The sequence below is a fragment of the Dyella subtropica genome (assembly GCF_026283965.1).
Lineage (GTDB): Bacteria > Pseudomonadota > Gammaproteobacteria > Xanthomonadales > Rhodanobacteraceae > Dyella_D > Dyella_D subtropica.
The window spans coordinates 109,041-134,108 of record NZ_JAPDPD010000010.1 but is presented as its reverse complement, the minus strand read 5'-3'; the positions used below and the strand labels follow the sequence as shown (position 1 = coordinate 134,108).

The 25,068-nt window shown below is 63.4% G+C and carries 18 protein-coding genes; 8 read left to right on the top strand and 10 right to left on the bottom strand.

From position 1 onward, the window contains the following. The first annotated feature begins 9 nt into the window (after positions 1-9). Together OUZ45_RS10650 and OUZ45_RS10645 are read left to right on the top strand one after the other, a co-directional pair. Complete coding sequence (locus tag OUZ45_RS10650) at positions 10-204, top strand: YbdD/YjiX family protein (RefSeq protein WP_266170080.1); 195 nt, start codon at positions 10-12, stop codon at positions 202-204. Positions 205-829: 625 nt separating this feature from the next. Continuing rightward, positions 830-1,375, top strand: a complete 546-nt coding sequence (locus OUZ45_RS10645) for a DUF2127 domain-containing protein (RefSeq protein WP_266170023.1) — start codon at positions 830-832, stop codon at positions 1,373-1,375. Here the strand turns inward: OUZ45_RS10645 and OUZ45_RS10640 are convergent, their stop codons facing one another. The 7 genes from OUZ45_RS10640 to xerD form a co-directional block, all read right to left on the bottom strand. After that, positions 1,376-2,287: a DMT family transporter gene (locus OUZ45_RS10640; RefSeq protein WP_266170022.1), complete on the bottom strand. Its 912-nt coding sequence runs from the start codon at positions 2,285-2,287 to the stop codon at positions 1,376-1,378. Then, on the bottom strand, positions 2,284-3,189 hold the full coding sequence (locus tag OUZ45_RS10635) for a glycosyltransferase family 2 protein (RefSeq protein WP_266170021.1): 906 nt from the start codon (positions 3,187-3,189) through the stop codon (positions 2,284-2,286). Before OUZ45_RS10635 ends, OUZ45_RS10640 begins: the two co-directional genes overlap by 4 nt. Positions 3,190-3,308: 119 nt before the next feature. Continuing rightward, the gene (locus OUZ45_RS10630) at positions 3,309-4,052 is read right to left on the bottom strand and encodes a hypothetical protein (RefSeq protein WP_266170020.1); all 744 of its coding nucleotides are present in this window, start codon (positions 4,050-4,052) and stop codon (positions 3,309-3,311) included. A gap of 10 nt (positions 4,053-4,062) precedes the next feature. Continuing rightward, entirely contained in the window at positions 4,063-5,208 is a 1,146-nt protein-coding gene (locus tag OUZ45_RS10625) for a hypothetical protein (protein WP_266170019.1), read from the bottom strand. A gap of 68 nt (positions 5,209-5,276) precedes the next feature. After that, on the bottom strand, positions 5,277-9,137 hold the full coding sequence (purL, locus tag OUZ45_RS10620; RefSeq protein ID WP_266170018.1) for a phosphoribosylformylglycinamidine synthase: 3,861 nt from the start codon (positions 9,135-9,137) through the stop codon (positions 5,277-5,279). A gap of 251 nt (positions 9,138-9,388) precedes the next feature. Further along, positions 9,389-10,150, bottom strand: coding sequence for a DsbC family protein (locus OUZ45_RS10615; RefSeq protein WP_266170017.1), 762 nt, complete (start codon positions 10,148-10,150; stop codon positions 9,389-9,391). A gap of 112 nt (positions 10,151-10,262) precedes the next feature. Continuing rightward, positions 10,263-11,174 (bottom strand): site-specific tyrosine recombinase XerD, encoded by a 912-nt coding sequence (xerD, locus tag OUZ45_RS10610; RefSeq protein ID WP_266170016.1) that lies wholly within the window; start codon positions 11,172-11,174, stop codon positions 10,263-10,265. A 44-nt stretch (positions 11,175-11,218) separates the two neighbouring features. Here xerD and OUZ45_RS10605 point away from each other — a divergent pair, with 44 nt between their 5' ends. The 5 genes from OUZ45_RS10605 (at position 11,219) to OUZ45_RS10585 (ending at position 15,895) form a co-directional block, all read left to right on the top strand. Then, entirely contained in the window at positions 11,219-11,716 is a 498-nt protein-coding gene (locus tag OUZ45_RS10605) for an RDD family protein (protein ID WP_266170015.1), read from the top strand. 257 nt (positions 11,717-11,973) lie between these two features. Continuing rightward, positions 11,974-12,723, top strand: a complete 750-nt coding sequence (locus tag OUZ45_RS10600; protein WP_266170014.1) for a class I SAM-dependent methyltransferase — start codon at positions 11,974-11,976, stop codon at positions 12,721-12,723. A 100-nt stretch (positions 12,724-12,823) separates the two neighbouring features. Next, positions 12,824-14,077: a polyhydroxyalkanoate depolymerase gene (locus OUZ45_RS10595; protein WP_266170012.1), complete on the top strand. Its 1,254-nt coding sequence runs from the start codon at positions 12,824-12,826 to the stop codon at positions 14,075-14,077. Positions 14,078-14,095: 18 nt separating this feature from the next. Next, the gene (locus OUZ45_RS10590) at positions 14,096-14,917 is read left to right on the top strand and encodes an AraC family transcriptional regulator (protein ID WP_266170011.1); all 822 of its coding nucleotides are present in this window, start codon (positions 14,096-14,098) and stop codon (positions 14,915-14,917) included. 36 nt (positions 14,918-14,953) lie between these two features. Further along, positions 14,954-15,895 (top strand): nitroreductase family protein, encoded by a 942-nt coding sequence (locus tag OUZ45_RS10585; protein ID WP_266170010.1) that lies wholly within the window; start codon positions 14,954-14,956, stop codon positions 15,893-15,895. Between the two features lie 45 nt (positions 15,896-15,940). On the opposite strand, the gene ltaE is transcribed toward OUZ45_RS10585, so the two are convergent. Further along, a complete protein-coding gene (ltaE, locus tag OUZ45_RS10580; protein ID WP_266170009.1) occupies positions 15,941-16,960 on the bottom strand; it encodes a low-specificity L-threonine aldolase in 1,020 nt (339 codons plus the stop codon). 206 nt (positions 16,961-17,166) lie between these two features. Then, positions 17,167-19,872, bottom strand: a complete 2,706-nt coding sequence (locus OUZ45_RS10575; RefSeq protein ID WP_266170008.1) for a hypothetical protein — start codon at positions 19,870-19,872, stop codon at positions 17,167-17,169. A 310-nt stretch (positions 19,873-20,182) separates the two neighbouring features. Here OUZ45_RS10575 and OUZ45_RS10570 point away from each other — a divergent pair, with 310 nt between their 5' ends. Then, positions 20,183-21,319: a J domain-containing protein gene (locus tag OUZ45_RS10570; RefSeq protein WP_266170007.1), complete on the top strand. Its 1,137-nt coding sequence runs from the start codon at positions 20,183-20,185 to the stop codon at positions 21,317-21,319. Positions 21,320-21,489: 170 nt separating this feature from the next. Here OUZ45_RS10570 and OUZ45_RS10565 read toward each other — a convergent pair whose 3' ends face one another. Further along, entirely contained in the window at positions 21,490-24,786 is a 3,297-nt protein-coding gene (locus OUZ45_RS10565) for a TonB-dependent receptor (RefSeq protein ID WP_266170006.1), read from the bottom strand. Between the last annotated feature and the right edge of the window lie 282 nt (positions 24,787-25,068).

Genomic DNA, 25,068 nt, shown 5'->3' with positions numbered 1-25,068 from the left:
GCTGCGATGATGAAACCGAACCTGCAATCCATCTGGAAACGGGCGGTGCAAACCGCCCGCCTCTGCTGCGGCGTGCCCGACTACGACGTCTACATAAAGCATCTACGGGAGCACCACCCGGAGCGCGATGTGCCGACCTATGCGGAGTTCTTCCGGGAGCGGCAGGTGGCGCGGTACAAGGGGACGGGTGGGCGCTGCTGTTGAGCGCATTCTGGAGGCCACACAGAGACCCTGCGTGGCCTTCTCGCTTCATTCCTCGCAGGTAGACCAGACTTAGGTTGTCTTCATTGCCTCACTGCCGGTAGCGATCTTCGCCGATAGCACCAGCACAGCTCGACGCGTATTCAAGTAATGCGAGCTTGCTGAAGACGGCAATGTGCAAATTTTGCACATTGCCGGATCGGATAAACCGGTACGGTTCTGATGGCGGAATCCGCCCCGGTACAGAAGGACACCATGATCCGGCTGGTCATTAACGTGCTCGCCACTTCGACCTGACTTGCGCCAGGCATTCCCTACGTTTGATGCTCTTAGAGCCTGTTCAAAATCTCTACGCCGGAACATAGGGAGGGGGCAGCGCTGTGGGGTGTCTTTTGTGTTCGCGTCGATCGTTGAGTTATCGCGACCTGGCCGCTTACGCAGCGGGCGAGCAGTTCAATACAGAACCAGAGACTTTGAACAGGCTCTTAGCCTTGAAGGATGCTCGCCCAGCCGCATGTACCATGATTCAACGCCCTCGCCCACCACAGCATGGGTTTTCTGCCGCACGAGTATTCCCGCCCCGCCCCCTCCGGGAGACAATGCCCTGACTCCCCCGCCCTCAGCCGCCATGCCCCATAGCGATCACCACATCACGCAGCCCAGTTCCGAAATCGAGGCGCAGCACAGCGTCGGTCTGCGCATTATCGCGATCTACAAGGCGGTGAAGACCGTCTGCCTGATCCTGGTGGCCATCGCGGCATTCCGCCTGAACAAACAAGTGAACTTCGAGCATCTGGTGCACTGGCTGGAACATCTATCGCTGACCGACAGCAACAATCTGCGCTGGCGGCTGGTCAATACGCTGGTGGAATGGGGGCCGAGCAAGTTCGTCGCCATCGGTATCGTGGCGCTGGGCTATGCCGCTATTTTCGCTACCGAAGGCACCGGGCTATGGCTGCGCAAGCATTGGGCGGAATGGTTCACGGTCATCGCCACCGGCTCGTTGATTCCGCTGGAGCTGTATGAAGTCGTGGTCCACTTCACTTGGCTGAAGCTGGCCGCCTTGGTGGCGAACATCGCTATCGTGGTTTACCTGGTGCGCATTGCGATGCAGCCGCATCCGTCCAGAAAGAAGAAAGCCGACGCGGCAGCATCAACACCTCGCATCGGATAGCTACACTTCGTGATGGATCGCCTCGGCCGACATGGCGGTGACATCACCCTGTCGACGGGGCGCGAGTTCCACCAGATACATCGCCGCTAGTACCAGCGCGCCGCCGGCGAGCATGCGCCAGGTCAGCGCCTCGCCGCCGAAAATCACAGCAAACGCGGCAGCGAACACCGGCTCCGTCGTCATCACGATCGCCGCGCGTGTGGCGCTGAGATGAGCCTGCGCCCAGGTCTGCATGAGCATGGCGCCGGCACCGGCCGCCAGCGCCATGTACACCACGGCGATCCATGCCGCGCGATCTGGCGGCAACGAGGGTCCATGCGGCGAAGTGGCGAGCAGGCAGATCGTCGCGATCGCCAGCATCTGCACTGTCGACAACGCGAAAGCACTGCCTGGCCTCGACCAAAGGCCCAGGCCGACAATGTGCAAACCGTAGAGCAAGGCCGAAACCAGTGTGAGCCACACGCCGTAGCCGAGACTCAACCCGTGCAGCGCCAGCAGACTCAAGCCGCCCAGAGCGAGCAGCACGGCAAGCCAGGTGATCGATGGCAGGCGTTGGCGCAGCAGCACCGTGCCCAGCAGCGGCGTGAACACCACATACATCCCGGTGGCGAAACCACTGATACTGGCTGAGGTGTGCTCGAGTCCGCGGGTCTGAAGCAACTGGCCGATCCCGTACACCGCGCCCAGCGCCAGGCCTTGCCACCATTCGCGCCGCGACAACTGCAGCAGCGACCGATGGAACAGCAGCAGCATGGATAGCGAGGCGATCACGAAGCGCACCGCCAGAAAGTCCGCCACCGGCATGCGCCCCACCAGATCCTTGATCAGGAAAAAGGTGGAGCCCCAGATCGTGGTGACCGAAATCAGGCCCAGCGTGGCGAGCCCTGCGGCACGCGAACGCGAGGCGCTCATGCCCTGCGGGATGCTGGGACGAGACGGCGCACCAGCAAGCGCGCATATTGCCCAGGGATTTGCAGCAGGAAATGCGTCCAGATGCCCAGCCACACGACCGCGGCCAGCCAAAACCTGCGCGCCGCCGGATCGAACTTGCGGAACCAGCGCCACATGCCGCGGTGCTTGTGCCAGCTGACAAAGACCGGCCGATGACGGCTGGAGCCGCCCTTCCCATGCACCACGCGCACGTCGCCGGCCAACCAGACCTGGTAGCCGGCATCGCGCGCGCGGCGGCACAAGTCCAGATCTTCGCAGTGCAGGAAGTAGCCCTCGTCGAACCCCTTCAAGTACTCGAATACGCGGCGCGGCATCAACATCAGCGCGCCGGAAATGGCCTCGGCCTCGACGGGCCCCTCGGGCATCGCCCCCCCGATATTGACGCCCTGGCCTTTGCGCCCGGACACACTGCGCAAGGCCCGGCTCAGCAGCGGGTCGCGCCGGTAGGACGCCGGGTCGGGCACGCCTTTCTCGTCGCACACCACCGCCCCGACCACGCCAGCCTTCCGATGGGTTTCCAGCATGCCGAGCAGGCGGTGCAGGCTGTCGTTGTCCAGCAGGCAGTCCGGGTTGAGGATCAGCAAAGTCTCGCTACGCGCTTGCGCGGCGCCGCGATTTACCGCGGGACCGAAACCGAGGTTGGCATGGTTGTACAGCAGGCGTAGCCGCGGCTCGTTCTCCAGCGCACGCTCGATCGCCTGCGGCACGCCATCGGACGAGCCGTTGTCGACCAGGATCAATTCCAGCGGAACGTCACAGGCCATCACGTGGCGTACACATTCGCGCAGCGTCGGACCGCTGTCGGCGGCCACGACGATCACGCTGACGGCGATGGGTGAGAAATGGAAAGCGGAGGTAGTCACCACTCAAGTATGCGCGAGGCGGGTCGCGGCGTGAATCGGGAAATGCGGATCGGTATACCGCCTCGTTCCCCGCCGGTCGGTACGGCCTAGGGATGCCCTGAACAGGCTCTTAGACTTGCTCAGAGCATCCCAAGCACTTCGTGGAGGTTGACCGGCATGCCATCGACTTGCCGGGACAACCACGGCTGCCCGCCTTCCCATCCATAGAGGTGCCAGCCGTGCAGGCGATGCAGTTTGCCGGCATCGCGGTCCCACAGCACATCGCCGCGTCCATCGGGCAGTTGAGCAGCGAACCAGCGGCCGCCTGGGCTGAAGCAGTAGCGCGCGCTCAATCGGTCAAACCCGCGATCGGTGAAACGGTAGCTGCCCGCCTCGTAGTTGGCCGTGCCGCCGCGCGGATCCACGATGACGCCATTCGCTTCCCGCCACGCAATGGATTGCAGCTCGATGATGTGCGCCGCAGGACCGACCGGCGCCAGCGCCAGCTCGCTCCATTCCGGCTGCACGGTGGCCGTGGCCCGATGTTGGACACGATGGAACAACAGCGATTCCAGCAGCGCCACCAGCGAGAACCCCACCAAAGCGCCCAACAACGCCGCTCCCCAGGCCAGCAGATCGCCGCCCATCGCGCGTTGTACGGCGAACAACAGGCCAGGCAACCCCCACTTCAGGCCGCGGCGACACCCTTCGGCGTACTGCACCGAGCGCCGGGCGTACACAGCAGCGCCGAGCGCGAGCCCTAGCAGCAGAACCAACCCGAGCCACCAAGGCAGCAAGGCGAGCAGCACCAGCCAGGATGCCGCTAGCAGCAAACTCAGCAGGGTGTGCAGGGACCATGACGATGGCGGCAGGAACCGGTGCATGCCGCCATTATCAGCTAGGGATGCTCTGCCAGCCCGTGAGCCGGGTCCAATGCCAGGCCGCGATGGACGTGGGCGCCGCATCGACTTGCCAAGCGTGCACGCGCAGGGTCTGCCCCGCGGCGTCCCAGGCATCGTGCAGCCCATAGACGAGCAGGCCGCTGTCAGCGCCATTCACCGCCAGCCGGAACTGCGGCCGATGCAAGCTTTCGAGGGGATCGAAAAGGGCGGCGAACGCATCCGGCAGCCGCATGTCGAGGGTCGCGATATGCGGCCCGGCCGGCGGATGCGCGGTCTGTCGCGAAAGCGGCAGGGATTCGACAAACCGGCGTGGCAGCCAGAGGTCGCGCAACGGCAGATAGTCGTCAGTCTGTTCCGGTGTGGCCACCTGATGCAGTGGATACGACACGCCCTCCCTGCCCTGTGACAGCCACGGCCCTTCGGCGCTCCATCCGCGCACATGCCAGGACGGCAACGCGTAAAGGCGCCGTTCGAGATGATCGTGCAGATAGTCGCAGCAGCCAGGGTGGTTTTCCGGCCTCGAGGCGAGGAACCAGCGACCATCCGGGCTTTCGGCATAGCTCGCGCCGGCCCAGCCGATCACCACCAGGCCGCCGGACAACAGGAAGTCACCGGTGGGAGGGCCGAAGCGGATTTCACCGTTGACCAGATAACACGGCCGCTTCGATGCGAGCCGTGCCGCGCGGTCTTCCACACCGCCCCAGGCCGGCACGTCTTGCCATTGCAGGGATCTCAGGTGGGGGGTCTTGCCCGGCGCAGTGTTCGGCGCCGCAGGAACCGCTTGCGCATCAGCGGGCGCGTTGGGCGCCTCATTGAGCAGTCCGTAGCGAGTTTCCACCCACGCCTTCAGCAGAAAGCCGAGCAGCGCCAACAGCACCGCTACAAACCACGCCCCTGCACCGCCGCCCATCGCTCGCGCCAACGACACGGCCAGGCCGGCTAGACCCAGCATGCCGTAGAACACCAGCCAGGAAACGACGCGCCTGGCCTTCAATCGCGGCAAGCCCAGCGCGGCGGCCTCCATCGCCATCGCGCTCGGCACGCCGGCCCACCAGGGGAGGCTAGCCAGCACCGCCACCCAGGCCAGCCCGAGCAGAAGGAGAAAGAGCGTGATTACTATCGAGTCACGAGTGCGCACGGACGCAAATCGTCGTCAGTTACAACGCTGGCGGTCGGTAGCATCCTTGCTACTCATCGCATGTCCCCTCAGCCGCACCACACGCGTGCGTTGCGGAACATGCGCATCCACGGCGAATCCTCGCCCCACTGTTCCGGATGCCAACTCATCTGCACGCTGCGGAAGACGCGCTCGGGGTGCGGCATCATGATCGTCACGCGGCCATCGGCGGCGGTAAAGCCGGCCAAGCCGCCTGGCGAACCGTTCGGGTTGAGCGGGTAATGCTCGGTCGGCCTGCCGCGGTTGTCGACGAAACGCAGCGCGCCGCCGGACTTCGCCGGGCTGCACGCCTGCGGAAAACTCACGCGGCCTTCGCCGTGCGCTACGGCCACAGGAATACGCGAGCCAGCCATGCCCTTGAAGAAGATGCTCGGCGTGTCGAGCACTTCCAGCGTGGCCAGACGACCTTCGTATTGCTCGGACGTGTTGCGCAGGAATTTCGGCCAGTGCTGCGCGCCCGGGATGATGTCCTTGAGTTGCGACAGCATCTGACAGCCGTTGCACACACCGAGCGCGAACTTGCTGGTGTCGGCGAAGAACGCCGCGAAGTCGGCGCGCAGCATCTCGTTGTACAGGATCGACGTGGCCCAGCCGCGGCCGGCGCCGAGCACGTCGCCATAGGAGAAACCGCCGCAAGCCGCGAAACCGCGGAAGTCCGCCAGCTTGATACGGCCGCTGGCCAGGTCGGACATATGGACGTCCACCGCCTCGAAGCCGGCGCGACTGAGTGCCGCCGCCATCTCGACCTGACCGTTCACGCCCTGCTCGCGCAGAACCGCCACGCGCGGCTTGGTGCCCTTGGCGATAAACGGCGCGGCAATGTCGTCAGCTAGGTCGAAGCTGAGCTTGGGACTGATGCCCGGATCTGCGTCGTCCAGGCGCCACTCCAGTTCCGCATCGGCGGTGAGCGGGTTGTCGCGCAGACGCTGCATGGCGTGGCTGGTTTCGTTCCAGGCGGCAAACAGCGTGGTCCAGTTCCACTTGAAAAGAGTATCGCCCCCCTGGAACAGCTTGATGCCGAGCTTTTCCTTGGGACGGCCAATGCGGTAGCTCATGCCAGCCAGGCCATGCTTGACCAGCAGCGCTTCGAACGCCTCGCGGTTGGCCGTAGCTACCTGCACCACGGCGCCCAGCTCTTCGTTGAACAGCGCGCGCAACGCTGCCTCGCCCCAGCCCTCGAGCTGGATTTCAAGGCCGCAGCGGCCGGCGAAGGCCATTTCCAGCAAAGTAACGATGACACCGCCATCGGAGCGGTCGTGATACGCCAGCAGCAGGCCACCGGCGTTCGCTTCCTGCACCAGATCGAACAGCGCCTTCAGCTGCCCGGCGTCATCCAGATCCGGCGGCACGCCGCCGCTGCGGTTGAACACCTGGGTCAGCGCCGATCCACCGAGACGGTCGCGGCCGGCGCCGAGGTCGAGCAGCCACAAGTCGGAATCGCCGCGATCCAGACGCAGCTGCGGCGTCAGCGTGCGACGCACGTCGGTGACGCGAGCGAAGCCGGTAATCACCAGCGACACCGGCGACACCGTTCGCTGTGGCTGATCGCCGTCATTCCACACGGTCTGCATGGACAGCGAGTCCTTGCCGACCGGGATCGAAATATCCAGCTCCGGGCACAGCTCCATGCCGACGGCCTTCACGGCGTCGAACAGCGCGGCGTCCTCGCCCGGGTGATTCACCGCGGCCATCCAGTTCGCCGACAGACGCACTTCGCTCAGCGAGGCGATCGGTGCGGCGGCGAGGTTGGTAATGGCCTCGCCCACGGCCAGACGCGCAGCGTCGGCACTGTTGAGCAGCGCCACCGGCGCACGCTCGGCCATCGCCATCGCTTCGCCGGCATAGCCGTCGAAGTCGGCGATGGTCACCGCGCAATCGGCCACCGGCACCTGCCACGGACCGACCATCGGATCGCGATGATTGAGGCCGCCCACGGTGCGGTCGCCGATGGTGATGAGGAAGTTCTTGCTGCCGATCGTGGGCAGACGCAGCACGCGCAACAGCGCCTCGTCCATGCCGATACCGGTGAGGTCTGGCACCACGTCGATGCGCGGCTTGATGCGCTTGGCATCCCGATGCATGCGTGGCGGCTTGCCGAACAACACGTCCATCGGCAGGTCGATCACGGTGAGGTCGCGGCGCGGATCGCGCACCGTCAAACGGCGCTCTTCGGTGGCATCGCCGACCACGGCGTACGGGCAGCGTTCGCGTGCGCAATAGGCTTCGAACTCCGCCAGATCGGCCGGCTCGATCGCCAGCACGTAGCGCTCCTGCGACTCGTTGCTCCACACCTGCATCGGCGACAGCGACGGGTCGTCGCACGGCACCTTGGAAAGATCGATCACGCCGCCGACGCCGGCATCGTTGAGCAGCTCGGGGATGGCATTGGAAAGACCGCCCGCGCCCACGTCGTGGACACTGACGATGGGATTCTTGTCGCCACGCGACCAGCAGCTGTCGATCACCTGCTGGCAACGGCGCTCCATCTCGGCGTTGTCGCGCTGCACGGAGGCGAAATCCAATTCCGCGCTCGACGTACCGGACGCTACCGACGACGCCGCACCGCCACCCAGGCCGATCAACATGGCCGGGCCGCCAAGCACGATCACCTTGTTGCCCGGCTGCACATCGCGCTTCTGCACGTGATCCGCGCGCATATTGGCGAGGCCGCCAGCGATCATGATCGGCTTGTCGTAACCACGACGCAGGCCGGCTTCGCCGGTTTCATGCTCGTAGGTACGGAAATAGCCACCCAGACACGGGCGGCCGAATTCGTTGTTGAACGCAGCGGCGCCAAGCGGGCCGTCGCGCATGATCTCGAACGCCGACGCCATGCGTGGCGGCAGCGGGCGATCCACTTCCCACGGCTGCGGTTTACCGGGAATGCGCAGGTCGGACACCGAAAAGCCGGTGAGGCCGGCCTTCGGCTTGGCGCCGCGACCCGTCGCGCCTTCGTCGCGAATCTCGCCGCCGGCACCGGTGGCCGCACCCGGCCACGGTGCGATGGCGGTGGGGTGGTTATGCGTTTCCACCTTGATCGCGTATTCGATGCGCTCGTTGTGCGTGCGCCACACGCCATCGTGATCGGCGTAGAAGCGCTTGCCTTCGTTGCCCTCGATCACCGCCGCGTTGTCCTTGTAGGCGGACAGCGTGTAGTTCGGCGAATGCTGATGCGTGTTCTTGATCATGCCGAACAGGCTCTTTTCCTGAGCCTCGCCGTCCAGCGTCCAGCTGGCGTTGAACACCTTGTGGCGGCAATGCTCGGAGTTCGCCTGGGCGAACATGAAGAGTTCGGCGTCGGTGGGGTCGCGCCCCATCTCGGCGTAGCGCTCGGCCAGGTAGTCGATCTCATCGTCGGCCAGCGCCAGACCCAGCTCGGCATTGGCCTTGGCCAGCGCAGCACGGGCATCACCGCCCAGCGCGATATGCACCAGATCGCCAGGCTGGCCGGCGAGGAACAAGCCCTTGGCATCTTCGATGCGATGAAGCACCGACTGCGTCATCGCATCGCACAGCACCGCCATCACGGCGTCGTATTCCGGCGCGTCGGCGGCTGGCAGGCCGATCACCTGCCAGGCGATGCCACGCTCCACGCGACGCACCGGGAAGCCGGCGCCATGCAGGATGTCGGTAGCTTTGCTCGACCAAGGCGAGATGGTGACCAAGCGCGGCACGACCCAAAGCGAGGCGTGCTCGGTCGGGGCATCCTTGGCCTCTAGCACCTCCAGCAAGCGCTGGCGCTGCTCGCCCTCCGGGGCGACGTCGGCGTCGATGAAATAGACAAACCACGAAGCCTGCACGCGGGCGCCACGATGCAGGGCATCCAGGCGGGCATTGAGGCGTTCGAGGCGGAACGGCGAAAGGGCGCTCTGCCCGTCGAGTGCGATCATGCGGGGAACGGGAGCTATGCGAAGGAAGCGCGCATTCTACCCTATGCTGCAGAACAACATCGCAGGCGACGCTAGAAACGAGCAGCGGCGCCACCTGACGTAGCTCCCCTTTCTCTCGGGAGAGGGGTTGGAGTGAGGGTTCGGGGCTTGCGCGAGTCCTTAGCAGGTAGCTCCGCCCGACCCCTCATCCGCCTGCCGGCACCCTCTCCCCCAGGGAGAAGGCATCAGCCACGCAGGCTTGAACCGACCGATCAGCCGCCGACGGCCTTGCTGCGCTTGTCCAGCGCCTTCAGCAATTGCTCCGGGGTCATGTAACCGCCCAGCACGCTGCCGTCCTCGGCCACGATGGTCGGCGTGCCGGTGATGCCCAGGCGCACACCCAGGTCGAATTCATCCTTCACCGGGTTCGTGCACGTGGTCGCCTTGGGCGCCTGGCCCGCCTTGGCGGCAGTGAAGGCCGCCTTGCGGTCGGCGGCGCACCAGACCGATACCATCTCGGTATAGGTCGGTGTGGGGTTGCCAGCCGTGGTGTTCACACCCTCGCGCGGCCAGGCGATGTATTCCAAGGCGATGCCCGCCTTGTTGAAATCGGCCACATGCTCATGCAGGGCGCGGCAATAGCCGCAATTGACGTCGGTGAACACGGTGACCGTATGCAGCGGCTTGGCCGGCGCGAACACGATACGGTCCGAGGTCGGCACCTTGGCCAGTTCGGCCTTGCGAAACTCCGCCCAGGCCGCGTCGCTGATGTCCTTTTTGCTGCCCAGATCGATCAGGTTGCCGGTCATCATGTACTTGCCGTCGGCGCTGACATAGACCAGCTGGCCGGAGGCGATCACCTGATAGAAGCCCGGCAGGGGGGAAGGCTTGATCGACTCGATCTTCACCTTGGCAAGGCCCATCACGGCTTGGCGAACGGCGTTCTCGGCGCTGGACGGCGCCGCCACATCGGCCGCAAAGGCCTGGGAGGCCAACAGGCTGGCGCAGAGGGCCAGCAACCACTTCTTCAACATGTCAAACCTCGCTCGCTTCCGGTTCCGCGCTCGGGAATGACGGCGGAAGCGCTTGATTCTCGCACAGCTGGATGAATGACTCCGTCAGACAATTCTCAGTTGTGCCCGGCAATTATCCGCGCGGATGGTGCTGCGCATGCAGCCGCTTGAGGCCTTCCTTCGCCACCAGCGTATAGATCTGCGTGGTGCTGAGCGCACTATGCCCAAGCAGCATCTGCAACGCGCGTAAGTCGGCGCCGTGGTTGAGCAGGTGGGTGGCGAAGGAGTGGCGCAGCACATGCGGCGAGATGCGTTTGGACACGATCCCCACTTGCACGGCGTAACGCTTTACCAGCGTCCAGAACATCTGGCGGGTCATGCCCTCACCGCGCTTGCTGAGGAACAATGCCGCCGGCTGCCGCCCCTTCGCCAGTACCGGCCGCGCGGCGGCGAGATACGCCTCGATGCGCTCCAGCGCCATCTCGCCCACCGGCACCAGGCGATCCTTGCCGCCCTTGCCCGTCACGCGCAGTACGCCCTGGCGCAGGTTCAAGCCGGCCAACGGCAGCTCCACCAGTTCCGACACGCGCAGGCCCGAGGCATACATCAGTTCCAGCATGGCGCGGTCGCGCAAGCCCAGCGTGGTGGCGACATCCGGCGCGTTGAGCAGCCCTTCGATCTCACGTTCCGCCAATGCCTTCGGCAGGCTGCGCGGCATCTTGGGCCGCTCGATCAGCAGGGTCGGGTCCTCGAAGCCCGGCTCGTTCCGCGCCACAAAACCGTAGTAGCGCCGGAACGCCGACTGCCGGCGCGCCAGCGAGCGCACCGCCACCGGCTGCGCCCCGTGATACTCCGAAAGATGCTGGCGCCGCGCTGTGTGCAGACCTAGCCCGCGACCGGCCAGCCAGCGCGCCAACCCTTCCAGGTCGCGCCGGTAGGCGTCCAGCGTGCGGTCGGACAAACCATCCTCTGACCACACTCGTTCGATAAAGGCGGCGATGCTGCGCTCATCGGCATCGGCGATACTTGCTGACTTCTCTGACATGCGCGCGATGCTGGCCATTGCGCGCGCCCGACGCAAGCGAACCGATGAGCACAAGCCTCCAAGTCCCGCCCTGCCCGCTGTGGCGACGCCTGATCGCACTGGTCTACGACCTGCTCGCGGTGATCGCGATGGTGATGGTGGTCGGCTACGTCTGCCAGCGCATCACCGGCGGGCAGCTGATCAGCACCGGCGACCACGCACGCATCGCGTGGTGGTATCAACCGCTGCAAGGCCTGGTGGTATCGGCGTACTTCGTGGTGTCGTGGCTGCGTGGTGGGCAAACGCTGGGCATGCGGCCTTGGCGCATCCGCGTGACGCGGGCTGACGGCGGTCGCCTCTCGCTGCCGCAGGCGTTGATTCGCTTGATCGTGGCGGGCGCGCCGCTGCTGTTGCTGGAACTCGCCCCATGGATCGGTACGCGCGGTGCGCTATGGGCCGTCGCCATCACCTGGGCCGCATGGTTCGCCATGGCGTTGATCGATCCGCGCCGCCGCGCTATGCACGACATCGCGGCCAGTACGGAATTGCGGCGGATCGGCTGACGGTTTGCTTTGGCGTCTGCGGATGCTGGACTGAGGAGGGGCTTTCTCAAGGGCTTACCCCTCCCCAGCCCTCCCCTGTCCCACGGGACTAGCTTCGCGTCGCAAGCAAGGGAGGGAGCAGGTTGTCGCGAGCTCTTAGCTCCTCCCCTTGCTTGCAGGGGGAGGCTGGGAGGGGGTAAGCCCTTGCGACCACCTCACCCATTCCCAGCAACCTGCTTCACACCCGCCTCAGCACGCTCCGAGCGACACTAACCGTCATGCCCAGTCCAAGCGCTCTAACTCAGCCCCCCAGCGACGCCGACCTGATCCGCACCAATCACAGCTTCTATGAATCGCTGTGGTCCGAAGCCCGGCTGGTGCCACCCGAACGCTTCAACACCTGGCCACTGGTCAGCGAGCTGGCCACAGCCGCGCCGCGCCGACTGGAAGTTGCCCCCGGTCTGCGCCCCCGCCTGCCGCTCGAAGGCACCCGCTTCGTCGATCTCAGCCATGCCGCACTCCGCAAGCTAGGCCAGCGCGGGGCGGAAGCCGTGCACGGCATGATTGGCGCCCTGCCCTGGGCCGATGCCAGCTTCGATCTGGTCTGCGCCTTTGACATCCTTGAGCACGTGGCTGACGACCAAAGTGCCCTGGCGGAACTGGCGCGCGTCGCCGCACCCGGCGCCACCTTGCTGATGTCGGTGCCGCTGCACCCCGAAGCCTGGACCGCGTTCGACGACTTCGTCGGCCACTGCCGCCGCTACGAACCGGCCCAAATCGAAACCCTGCTTGCCCAGCACGGCTTCTACATCGAACGCAGCGCCATCTACGGCATGCAGCCCAAATCCTCGCGTCTGCTCGAACTGGGTCAGTGGTACCTCATCCATCAGCGAGAGCGCGCCATGTGGTGGTACAACCGGGTGTTCATGCCGCTGGCACTGCACCTGCAGAAACCGCTGCAATGGCGGCCCGGCATGGGCGATACGGAGGGTGTGGACGAGCTGCTTCTGGTCTGTCACAAACGCTAAGCAACTGATTCAACTACAGCTAGCTGATTTGCGGCATCGCAGCAGACCGCCGCCAGACCGGGTAAGATGCCGTCTTTCGAACCCCCGGTGGTCCCGCACCATGCTCTACCAGATCCACGAGTGGCAACGCTCGATCCTCGGCCCGCTCAGCTACTACGCGGACGCCAGCGCACGGATGCTCGCCGACCAAGCCAGTCCTTTCGCCCACATCCCCGGCGCCCAGCGCATGGCGGCTGGCTACGAGCTGCTGCATCGCCTGGGCAAGGAGTACGAAAAGCCCGCTTTCGGCATCCACCAGGTAGAGGCTCACGGCCAGGAGATCGCTATCGTCGAGCGCGTGGCACTGGACAAGCCGTTCTGCCAGCTCAAGCGCTTCAAGCGCTTCAGCGACGATCCGGACACCATCGAAAAGCTCAAGACCGACCCGGTCGTGCTGGTGGTCGCGCCACTCTCCGGTCATCACTCGACCCTGCTGCGCGACACCGTGCGCACCCTGCTGCGTGACCACAAGGTGTTCATCACCGACTGGGTCGACGCGCGCATGGTGCCTACCAGCGAAGGCACGTTCCATCTCGATGACTACGTGGCCTACATCGAGGAATTCATCCGCCACATCGGCGCGCGCCGCCTGCACGTGATCTCGGTGTGCCAGCCCACCGTGCCGGTGCTCGCCGCCGTGTCGCTGATGGCCGCGCGCGGTGAAGACACCCCGCTCAGCCTGACCATGATGGGCGGCCCGATCGAACCACGCAGCAACCCCACCGGCGTCAACAACCTCGCTATCAAGCAGCCGCTGAGCTGGTTCAAGGGCAACCTGATCCACACCGTACCGTCAAACTATCCCGGCCGCGGGCGCGAGGTGTATCCCGGCTTCCTACAGCACGCCGGCTTCGTCGCGATGAACCCCAATCGCCACCTCAACTCGCACTGGGATTTCTACCTGGACCTGTTGCGCGGCGACCTTGACGACGCGCAGGCGCACCGCAAGTTCTACGACGAATACAACGCCGTACTCGACATGCCGGCCGAGTACTACCTCGACACCATCAGCACCGTGTTCCAGCAAGCCCTGCTGCCGCGTGGCCTGTGGGATGTGGCGGGCGAGCGCGTGAAACCCAGCGCGATCAAACACAGCGCCCTGCTCACCGTGGAAGGCGAACTGGACGACATCTCCGGCCTCGGCCAGACCGAAGCCGCGCATGACCTGTGCAGCGGCATTCCCGCCGATCATCGCGCGCACAAGGTGATCGAAGGCGCCGGCCACTACGGCATCTTCAGCGGCCGACGCTGGCGCGAAGTCGTCTATCCGCAGGTGCGCGACTTCATTCGGCGCTTCGACCAAGCCGTCGGCTGAGCCAACACCCAGGACGACATGAAGATCGTTCACCGCCTTCCCGCCGCACCGTTGAGATCAGTCATCGATCGCTACTGGAGCTGGGAAGGCGCAGACGCGCTTCGCCTGCTGCCGTTGATGCCCAGTCCGGGCGGACTGGAGATTTTCTTCCATTACGGCCGTCCGTTTGCCGCACGCAACGACTGCGGCATGGACACCTTGCCACAGGCGCACCTGAGCTGTGTTCGCACGCAGCCGGTGGAATTGTTCCAACACGGTGGACTGGGTTTCATCGCCGTACGTATAAAGGCGGGCGCAGGCACTCAGCTCACTGGCATGCCGGTCACCTTGTTCGCCGACAGCTTCATCGCGGCGACGGATGTCTGGGGCGAAGCCGCGAACGATTTGCTCGAACAGATCGCGCAGGCGTCCTCCATGGACGAACGCGTAGCGCTGCTGGATAGCTTTTTCCTGGCACAGCGCCAGCGCCCTCGTCGCGGCGCCGCCATCGACTTGGCGGTCGGTACGTTGCTGCAACAGCCATCGCGCGTAGCCGACATCGCACGAGACGTCGGCCTCGGCGCACGCCAGCTGGAAAAGCGCTTCCGCGCGGCCACTGGACTGACGCCCGCGCGCTTTCGCCGGCTGGCACGCCTGCGCCGCTCGATCCGCAGCCTGCTGCTGGCACCGCCCCAGACCACATTACCCCAGGCCACACTCACCACCCTGATCGACACGGCCTACTACGACCAGGCGCAGCAGGTGCGCGAGTTCCGCGAACTCACCGGCTTCACGCCTGGCGAGCTGCGCCGCGTCGCGCCGGACTATTCGCATTTCTACAATCCGCCCTGGCCGAAATGACCGAGGCTGGCGGCTCCCTTCCCCAGGAGCCACGCCATGATCTTCGTTGCCGAACTGCAAGCGCGTGAGGATTCGATCGGCACCGTGCACGCCTTGCTTGCCGACCTCGCCAGAACCACCGCCGCCGAGGATGGCGCCCTCGCCTACAGCGTGCGCCAACACCTCGACGACCCCACCCGCTTCCAGGTCAGCGAGCACTACCGCGACCACCTTGCCTTCGAGCAGCACATGGCCTCGCCACCTGTGCAACACGCCCTGGCGCGCTTCGCCCAGCTACTACAGGCGCCACCGGCGGTGTCCCGCTATGAGGAAAAAGCTGCGCTACCCCGAACCCAAGGAGCCAGCCTGTCCGTCGCCGACGCCATCCGTCAGCGACGCGCGGTGCGTCACTACCGCCCTGACGCGGTCGATCCGCGCGTGCTGGACGAACTCATCGAACTCACGCTCGCCGCACCGTCGAGCTGGAACCTGCAGGATCGCCAGCTGGTGATCGTCACCAGCGAAGGCGGACGTCAGGCCTTGGCGCACGCCACCGGTGGGCAGCCACAGCCTCAAGAGGCACCGGTGATGGTGGTCTTTCTTGCCGACTGCATGGCGCACACGCACGATCGCTCCGACATCGTGAATCTGGCTCGCACCAACGGCGCCTGGAGCGAGGCCTTCGCCAACTTCTTCGCCGCCGAATCGCAATCGTTCCAGGAAGCATTGGCTGCTCGTGGCGCACTGCGCGAGTACGCGATCAAAGACGCGATGATCGCCGCCAGCTTCTTCATGCTCGCCGCGCAAAGCCGGGGCCTGGCGACGTCCCCCATGAACGGCTGGGACGAAGCCCTGGTGAAGCAGGCGATCGGTGCCGAGCGGCGCGACGACCTGGCCGTAGCGCTGCTGGTCTCCCTGGGGCACGCAGCGGAACAGCCACTGGCGCCCGGAAGGCGCCCCGCGACGATGAATGTATTTCGAGAGCGAGTGCCGGATTGAGAGCTTGATGCCCGCCCTTATCCCAAGGGCGGGCACCATCAGCCGTCAGCCGCCTGCAAAGAAGGCGTGGAACGCCTCCACCGTGCGCGCCACACCAGCATCGTCGACATCCAGATGCGTCACCAACCGCAGCGTGGGCAGATAACCGATGCTGATGCGCACCCCAGCCGCACGCAAATGGGTGTCTAAATCGCGCAAGCGATCCGCCGGCACATCGATAAACACCATATTGGTGTACTGCCCCAGCAATCGAACGCCCGCGATCTGACCAAGCTGCTCGGCGAGCGACACCGCACGCGCATGGTCCTCCGCCAGCCGCGCCACATGATGATTCAGCGCATACATCCCCGCCGCCGCCAACATGCCCGCCTGGCGCCAGCCACCACCGGCCACCTTGCGCCAGCGCCGCGCCTTGTCGATCAGCGCCGCCGATCCCAGCAACACCGAGCCCACCGGCGCACCCAGCCCCTTCGACAGACACACCGACAAGCTGTCGAACAGAGCCGCAATCTCACGCGCCGGCACGCCACTAGCCACCGCCGCGTTGAACAGCCGCGCGCCATCGAGATGAAAACCCAGCCCTCGCTCGCGGGCAAAATCGCGCGCGGCCCGCAGATAGCCCAACGGCAACACCCGACCATGCCAGGTGTTTTCTAAAGCAAGCAAACGCGTGCGAGCGAAGTGCGGATCGATCGGCTTGATCGCCGCAGCCAGCTTGTCCAACGGCAGCGTGCCATCGGCATCATGCGCCATCGGCTGCGGCTGGATCGAGCCCAGCACCGCCGCGCCGCCGCCTTCGAACTTGTAGGTATGCGCATCGGCGCCAACCAAATATTCGTCGCCACGCTCGCAGTGCGACATCAGCGCCAGCAGATTGGACTGCGTGCCCGTAGGCACAAACAACCCCGCCTCGAAACCAAGGTCCGCCGCCAGCCGCGCCTGCAGCGCATTGACCGTCGGGTCCTCCCCATAAACATCGTCGCCCACGTCTGCCGCCACCATCGCCGCTCGCATCGCGGGCGTGGGCCGGGTCACCGTATCGCTGCGCAGATCCACCCATTCCACGTGATCGTCTCCCTGCCGAAACAGAAGCCAAGCTTGGTCTTCTGGCCGGCGCGTGACAAGCCAACCGCCTTCCGTCTCCCGGTCGGCATTCGACAGGCAGGAGGCGAACCGCCCCGGCCCGTCGAGACCATCGGCCCAGGTCAGGGTGCTGGTAGGCCCCGATATCGATCAAGCCCGCGCTGCGTGTGCGCGGGCGCAAAGCCCAGTCACGGTTCGTCCTCCGGGATGATTCTCGGTCTCTTGGTCTTTCGTTTAGATGGCTTCAGGGTAGGCTCCGTTGCCGTGCTGGCATCCTGCGGCAAATCGTCGACCTCATCCGCTGCCGTCGACTTTATCGAGGGCGAAGATGAGGATGAAAGCGCAGGCTGCTTACGCTTTGTCCCTCCTGTCGTTACTGCAGCCGTTAACGGTGTTGGGAGCGAACTGGACGATGATGGTGACGATAAAGACTTCTTGGCCGGCCGCTTACGCACAGTTTTCGATGCACTCGCGCGTGGTGACGGCGTGGTGGACCGAGAAGATGAAGACGGCGAACCACTTTTTATCGCGCGCTTACGCACAGCCTTCTTTGCACCAGCATCCGCCTTTCGCGTGGTGGACCGGGAAGACGAGGAGGAAGATGAAGACGCCTTATCACCGAGCGGTAGTGGGGCTATACCGAACGACTTCGGTCCGGTTCGATAAATCAGCCGCGACTGATTCTCGCGCGCAATGATCTCCGCCTTTTCAATGGCACGAATTTCCGCATGCATGGCGAGGAAAGTCGATAGCAGCGCCTCCACGAATATGCGCTCATCACTTCCCGGATCAGTCGCCCGTATGGCTTCACGGAACCCATCGAACGTTTCCTTCGAAAGCCCATATTTTTCCGCGTAAACGGTTTTATAGGGTCTGCGGAAATCGGGAAACTTCGCCGCCAGCTGATGTTTTATCCGGCCAGCGCCAAGGTAACCTTCAAAAGGCGTCTCGCGCTCTGGCAAGATCACTTGCCCGATATTGATACGCTTTTGCCGCTGCAGTTCAACCAGCGCTTCTGGCCCGTTCTCTTCATAGTCCGTCAACGGATGTAGCGAGACGTATATACGTCCGGAATAGGGATGTTTGGGTGTGCCGTGCTCGTCGTACTCGGGCTCCAGCACTTCGCTTTCATGGCCTTTATACGGCTTCAAGCCATAGGCGTAGCGAGCAGCGTGAGTAGGCACGTCACCTGTGGATACTTTGGGGTTGCCACCGCCCGTCAGACCCTCAAACAAGGGATACAGTGGATCTTCTTCATCCAGATCGCCACTGACAAATTGGCCAAGCGCCTTGTGGTAGGCATCATAATTCTGGCTATAGAAGTGTGTACTGATGTCGGCCAACGACGTGGGTTTGAAATTCTCCGTGGCACGCCCGACTGCCTTGCGGGTTGGTTCGAGCGACTCTTTTGGCTTCGGCGCTCGCAAGGCCAGCAATGTCTGCTTGATGCTTTCGGCAACCTCAAGGATCTGGCTTTGATAAGCATTACGCGCCCCCTCCCTCCCTTCGGCACTATTGAGATAGTAAAAGCCGCCGGGGCCCAAGGACCCTTCATCCAGAGCAGCGCTGGAGAACGCTGGCTGGTTTCTTTCGTCCAGCCCGCGATGGCGAGCTCGCTTGCGCTTCGTAAAGCTCTTGTGAGAATAGAACAGCCCCCGGTATTGGGCGACGACAAAGCGTGAGGCGAGCTGTCTTTCCGCATCACCGATGGACAAACCTCCGGCCAGGAGCTCATTGAGCTTGGCCAGATCTTCGGCCTCCTGCGCGGTCGGCTTTGTAGGAAGCGCTGCTCTATCAGCAACCTTGACGCTTGGATAAAGAAACTTGGGGCTCTTGCGAAAGAGCTTCGGTGGCCTCTGGCCCTTTTTGAATATCACTTTATTGATGGCGTCCTGCCTGGAGCTCTCTGCTTCCTCGATGTCGGAATCACTTAGTTTCGTTGTTTCGACCAGCTTCGATAGCTTGGTCGTCGCCGCCTTTGGCTTGAGCAGCACCGACTCGCGCGCGATCCGCTTTGCCGTTGCCTTTTTCCGAGCATCGCTGGCGACGTACTGAGCTTCGTCTTCGGTGTCGCTACCGTCGGTATCCGTACCGGAGTCAGAGTCACTGTCGCTGAAGTAAGGGTTTTCATAGTGCTGGCGCTTACCTTTCTCTCTATCCGCATCTTCGGCACGCTGCTCAAGCGTCAGGCTCTGCACCAGGACCAGTTCCCGCCGCGCAGCATCATGCGGCGCATCACGCTCGCGCAGCTGACGATATAACGCCTCCAATTCACCCGCCGTGTATTCGTCCTCATCCAAGCCAATTTGGAATTCGAGCAATTCGTCGTCGGCATCGGAGGGAACATCGCCACTGCCACGTACCACTGCCTTCGTTGTCCTCAACACCAGCGGCACGCTGCGAACGACACCCCTGGCCCAGTCGTCGACATCGCGCATGGTGACCCGTATATGCTCGGTCAACCAGGTATCGATAAGAGTCCTTTTATCCTCATCACGCTCGATATCCGCAAATTGCGCGGAAAGATCCGGCCTCAATGCAGCGACGTAGTCTCGCGCGCGCTTCAATGATAAGGCGCTGAGCTTGCGGGTTGCGGATGTCGCGAAATAGCACTGCATCACGCCGGGCCCGACTGAGGTAGATACAACAGGCACGATCGCAGAGGAGTTGGCCGCCGAAAAGTTTGCGGCACGCGCACCCATCACATCGGCTTCGGTTAACGGTGCGGGGACTATGCCCGGTGATCCTGCATCCGTCGCGTGACGTTGCGCTGGCGCCGTGCTGTAGTGCAATTCTCCCGGCATATGCACGAGCGTCATGCCGCGGCCGGTGGAAGATACCTCCACCGACGAGCTCATACGTGGCTTGGCGATAACGGGCAGGTATCTACTCACGATGCATCATGCTAGCTAGACGTGGCCCACATTAGAACGGGTCTCTCCAAAGCACATGCCAGCAGGCGTTGGCGACCAGGGCGCCCGCTCAGAGCAGGAGGTGTCGTGACAGATGCGCCACCTCCCACTGCGTTCAACCGCGTCGAACAAGGGATGCTCTGATCTATGCCACGCACCCGGCATGACGTCCAGAAGGCTTGCAGGGTGGGTTGCGCGGCACTGGGCAGACTGGCCCGCGTGGCGCAGCCTGCGGGCCTTCTGGACGGCAGCCAAGTTAAACTGATGCCATTGATTCGACCGGGGCTTATCCGTGACGCGAAACCAACTGAAATTCGTCAGCATTGCACCCGGTGCAGATCAGGCCGGCCTTTCGAAAGAGCAGAAAACCTTTAATTCGCTGATCAAGCAGATAGAGAAACGGCGCGCGACACTGCGAGATTGGGAAGCGATCACCCCTCATATCCAGAAAAAGGTGCTCGACGAACTGCTCCCCCTGGTGAAAACATCTCAGGACATGCTGGCCGGATTGGTGCGCGCCATGGATCAAGCACATGACCTCAAGGGCCTGACAAAGACCGAACGCCGCATGCTGTCGAAAGTCATTGCCGTGCTCGCCGGCGACCTGGCCGAAAAACTCGACGATGCCGAACTGAAGGCGATTTACAACCGGCATAGCGACCTCGACTTCGACAGTGAGCTCGCCGCTAACGTCGATGCGATGAAACAGACCGTCGAGGATATGTTCGGCTTGGATCTTGGGGAGGACATCGCCTCGTTCGAAGACGTGCTGGGACGCGCCCAAGATCATATCGAGCAGAAGATGAGGGACGAAGAAACCCGCGATAGCGCGCGCAAAGAACAAAAGTCCAAGCAGCGAAAAAAGACCGCCAAGCAAATAGCCGCGGAAGAAAAAGCACGTACCGAACAGGCGCAGCTGAGTCTTTCCATTCGCGAGGTCTATCGAAAACTAGCTAGTGCGCTTCACCCCGACCGCGAAACCGATCTCGCCGAACGCAAGCGCAAAACGCTTTTGATGCAGCAGGTCAATCAGGCCTATGAGAAGCATGACTTGCTGAGGCTGCTGGAATTACAACTTGAGCTGGAACACATCGACCAGGCAGCGATCGACAACATCAACGAAAGTCGCCTGACTCACTACAACAAGATCCTGAAAGGGCAGATCGGCGAACTGGACCGCGAGCTACTCGATGTCGAAGCAAGGTTCCGCGATCAATTCAACTTGAACCCTTTTGAGCCCCTTACGCCCAAGTCCGCCTCACGCTCGCTTGCCGCTGAGATCAAGGGAGTCAGAGGTCACATCCGCCATATTGAATCCGACATGCTGGCATGCCAAGACATCAAGCAGCTCAAGAAGCGGCTGAAACTTTGGCATCAGGAAATCTCCATGCGTGATTTCGACGCCGAGCTGCAAGACATACCGTTCTGAGGGTCTATGGAGTTTGAAGGATGACGGGGCGGGAGCTACTTGGCAGCGCAGTTCGCCCAGCCGTTCATGCAGCAACAGATGCAGCGACTGTAGGAGCTGGCGATGCAGCATGGGCATGGCATGTCGCATTACGACATACCATGCCCCGTCCCGCGTTCATCGTTCATCGTCTAAAACGTGTAGCGCACCGTCGCCTGCACCGACCAACGCGACTGCGCGCGGTCGTCTTCAAGCACGTAGCCGCCGCTGTTGAAGTTGCCGGCCTTGTCGGTCGGCAATGCGTAGACGTACTTGCCGGTGGCCGGATCGACGCCAGCGAAGTTGGCGAGGCTGCGCATGTAGGGGTAGCCCACATCGTGCACCTGGCCCCACTTCTTGTTGAACATGTTCATCACGTTGAACAGGTCCAGCCGCAGCTCACCCTTGTTGCCCTTGAAGATGCCCGGAATTTCCTGACGGAAGGCCAGATCCAGCTCGTTCACCCACGGCGAGCGCGCATCGTTGCGGCCGGCCACTTGGCCCTGGTGATCCTTCAAATAATTCTCGCGCTGGATGAAGGCGTAGAACTGGTCGATGGCCTGCTGCGGCGTGCCCTTCTGGAACAGCACATCGCCCTGGCGCGGGATGTACATCAACCCAGGCGGTGCAGAAAGACCCGCCGGCTTGATGCCGCTGACGTCGTTGCCGAACACCCAGCTGTATGGCTGGCCGGTGTGGCCGTCGTAGAACGCGCTGATGCTGGTGGCGTAGTCGCCGAAGAAGCGATGCTGCCAGGTGAGCGAGGCGATGACACGGCGTGCGATTTCGAAGTTGGTGTGGCCAGCCTTGTCGGCGTTCGGATTGACCACTGCGTCGTTCGCCCAAGTGCTGGCGGCGACCTTCTCATTGCCTGAGCTGACGTCGGTGGCGCGGCCGAACACCAGACCGAGCGAGCCCGACCAATCCGAATCCGCCGTAAATGGACGGCTGAGCTTGAGCGTGAGGTACGTCGCCTCGCCGTTTTTGGTGTTGCTCAGGTAGATCACGTTGCCAAACTGCGGATTGCGGTTCGCACGTGCGGCGGCACAGCTGCGATCAGGCGTGGCACACAGCGTCTGGCCGGTGGGGCTTTTGCCGTTGGCGAGGAACGCATTCGGATCGGTGGTGTTCCAGTAGCTCAGACGGCCATCCGGCAATGCGCCCGTGGACTTACCCAGGTTGAGATCCTGGAAGTAGATGCCGTCGCGCGTGGACAGGTGCTCCACCTCGGCGGTGAACACCGTGTTCCACCACGGCAGCTGGCGATCGAAGCCCAGGCTCATCTTCCACACCGACGGCATGCGGAAGCGTGCATCAGTCACGTCCACTTCGGGCGAACCGCCCTTGCGCGCGCCCGCCGGGATCAGCGGGTTGTTCGGGTCGGCCGAAAAACCGATTCCGTTGGATGCCGAGTAGCTGGTCAGCGTCACGCCGTTATTGGTGTATGGATTGGACAGCCATACGCCCGGAGGCGCGCCTTCCGAAAGGCCCACGCCGCCGCGCAACTGCATCGCGCGTTCGCCGTCGAAGCTGTAGTTGAATGACACGCGCGGTTCGAACAGACCATTGCCGTCGAAAGTCGCGTTGTTGGGCACGCCCGGGAACGCCGCATTGAACGCCGGGTTGGCCAGCGGCGACTGATTCACCTTGGGCAGGTCGTAGCGGAAGCCGTACTGCAGCGACAGGTTGCCGATCTGCCAGGTGTCCTGCGCAAACAGGCCCCACTGGTTCAAGGTCCAGCGCGCGGCGATGCTCTGCAGGTCGCCGTTGGTCGGGCGGAACACGCTGTATTGGAACCAGTTGCTGTTGGCGAACGCATCGATGCTGGGGAAGGTATACGCGCCGAACTCGGTGCGTCCGAACAAGTTGTAGAACTTGTCGCGCTGGAAGTCGAAGCCGACCTTGACGCTGTGGTCGCCTAGCGCCCAGGTGCCAGCGAAGAACGTGTTGAGGCTCTTGATGTTCAGCACGTTGTAGTGGCGAAACTCTTCCTCACCCAGGTACACACTCGGCCCCGTGATGGTGCTGCCGCTGATGTTGCCGTTGGTGAACACCCGCACCTGCGGCTGTTGCGCGTACGGTATCGGGGTGGCGTCATAGGTGGAGTACGACACTGCCGCTTCGGTGGAAAAGCTGTCGGTCCACGCGTCGTACGCATTCAGCACGTACTGCTTGCTCTCGCGATTCTTGGTGAACCAGTAGCTGGAAAGGCTAAGGCTCGGCGCGGTGGACGAGGTGCTGTAGCCGTTGAGGTTCGGCTGGGTGCTCTTCACGCGGTCGAAGCGGAAGCTCACGCGATGGCCGTCGGCGATGTTCCAGTCCAGCTTGAACAGGCCGCGCTTCTCGTCCTGGTTCGCACCGGCGGCATTCACCACACCCGGCTGCATGCCGAGCTTGCCGGCGATCTGCGTGATGCGGTCGATGTCCGACTGCGCGATCGGCACGATATTGCCCTTGCCCGAGCCGAGCGGACCGAAGTTCGGTGCCGCGGCAATGGTCTTGGACTCTTCCACGTTGGCGAAGAAGAACAGCTTGTCCTTGATGATCGGCCCGCCGAAGGTGGCGCCGCCGGTCCACTGGCGCTTGAAGCCGGTGAAGGTGTTGCCCGCCTTGTCCTCACCCACCATGTTGTTGGCGTTGCGGAAGGCGTAATAGGCCGAACCGTGGAAATCGTTGGTGCCGCTCTTGGTGACGATGTTGATCGCCGCGCCCACTGCGCGCTTGTTGGCCACGTCGTAGTTGGCGGTGGAGATGTTGTATTCCTCGATCGCATCCAGCGCCACCGGCTGGTTCAGTGCCGGCAGGCCGTTGTCTTCCAGGCCGAAGGAATCGTTGGTCGGCACCGCGTCGATGCTGATGTTGTTGTAGCGGCTGTTCTGGCCCAGCGAGGAAATCTCGCCCTTGCTCTTGTTGGTCACCGTGATCATCGGATCGAGGCGCGCGATGTCCTGGATCGAACGGTTCGGAATCGGCAGCATCTTCAGCTCGCGCTGCGACACGTTGGTGCTGATGCCCTTGGCGTCAGGCTGGAATATCTGCGCCATCGCCACGCTGGAACTGTCCGCGCTTACCTGCACGCCTTGCAGATTGGTGGCGTTGGAGGCCGTGGCGCCGAGGTTGAGATCGATGCTGCTTTCCTGTGCCAACTGCAGGTACACACCATCCTTCTCGCCGGAGGCCTGGCCGTCCTTGCTCACCGTGATGTCGAACGGGCCGCCCACGCGCAAGCCCTGCGCCTTGTAGCGGCCGTCCGCATCCGTGGTCACCATTTGAGTGGTGCCCGAAGGCACGTGCACGATCTGCACCTTGGCCCCGGCCACCGATTTGCCGGCGGCATCCAGCACACGGCCGCTGAGCGATGACGACGTGTTCTGTGCGAATGCGGTACTGCTGATCAAAAGCGAAGCAATGGCGAGCGGCAACATCCGCCCACGCAGAATGACCTTCATGTCGACCTTTTCCTTGTTGCGCAGCGGACTGGTTCCGCCCCCAGAGATGCCGCCCAAGACGGGCAGCGAAATGCGGGAGATTAGACAGCCTGTGTTACGCATCCGTGATGGCCCAAAGGTCATCGTCCCATCCGGATCCACGGTAGGAGCGCACCCTGTGCGCGACAAACCAGCAGCCGGTTTGCACGCCGAAGCCGCCGGCAGGGCCAGGGCCATGGATGGTCCGAGTGAAAGCTCTGCGCTGGCAGGGCCAATGCTTAAAAAGCGCGGCCCTCGCGAACC

What these genes read in the sequence shown, in the direction of transcription:
- OUZ45_RS10615 (WP_266170017.1), bottom strand. Translation starts at nt 10,150, where the DNA reads ATGTTGAAGAAGTGGTTGCTGGCCCTCTGCGCCAGCCTGTTGGCCTCC.
- OUZ45_RS10630 (WP_266170020.1), bottom strand. Translation starts at nt 4,052, where the DNA reads ATGCACCGGTTCCTGCCGCCATCGTCATGGTCCCTGCACACCCTGCTG.
- OUZ45_RS10595 (WP_266170012.1), top strand. Translation starts at nt 12,824, where the DNA reads ATGCTCTACCAGATCCACGAGTGGCAACGCTCGATCCTCGGCCCGCTC.
- OUZ45_RS10585 (WP_266170010.1), top strand. Translation starts at nt 14,954, where the DNA reads ATGATCTTCGTTGCCGAACTGCAAGCGCGTGAGGATTCGATCGGCACC.
- OUZ45_RS10565 (WP_266170006.1), bottom strand. Translation starts at nt 24,786, where the DNA reads ATGAAGGTCATTCTGCGTGGGCGGATGTTGCCGCTCGCCATTGCTTCG.
- OUZ45_RS10645 (WP_266170023.1), top strand. Translation starts at nt 830, where the DNA reads ATGCCCCATAGCGATCACCACATCACGCAGCCCAGTTCCGAAATCGAG.
- OUZ45_RS10605 (WP_266170015.1), top strand. Translation starts at nt 11,219, where the DNA reads ATGAGCACAAGCCTCCAAGTCCCGCCCTGCCCGCTGTGGCGACGCCTG.
- OUZ45_RS10650 (WP_266170080.1), top strand. Translation starts at nt 10, where the DNA reads ATGAAACCGAACCTGCAATCCATCTGGAAACGGGCGGTGCAAACCGCC.
- xerD (WP_266170016.1), bottom strand. Translation starts at nt 11,174, where the DNA reads ATGTCAGAGAAGTCAGCAAGTATCGCCGATGCCGATGAGCGCAGCATC.
- OUZ45_RS10640 (WP_266170022.1), bottom strand. Translation starts at nt 2,287, where the DNA reads ATGAGCGCCTCGCGTTCGCGTGCCGCAGGGCTCGCCACGCTGGGCCTG.
- OUZ45_RS10600 (WP_266170014.1), top strand. Translation starts at nt 11,974, where the DNA reads ATGCCCAGTCCAAGCGCTCTAACTCAGCCCCCCAGCGACGCCGACCTG.
- OUZ45_RS10590 (WP_266170011.1), top strand. Translation starts at nt 14,096, where the DNA reads ATGAAGATCGTTCACCGCCTTCCCGCCGCACCGTTGAGATCAGTCATC.
- purL (WP_266170018.1), bottom strand. Translation starts at nt 9,137, where the DNA reads ATGATCGCACTCGACGGGCAGAGCGCCCTTTCGCCGTTCCGCCTCGAA.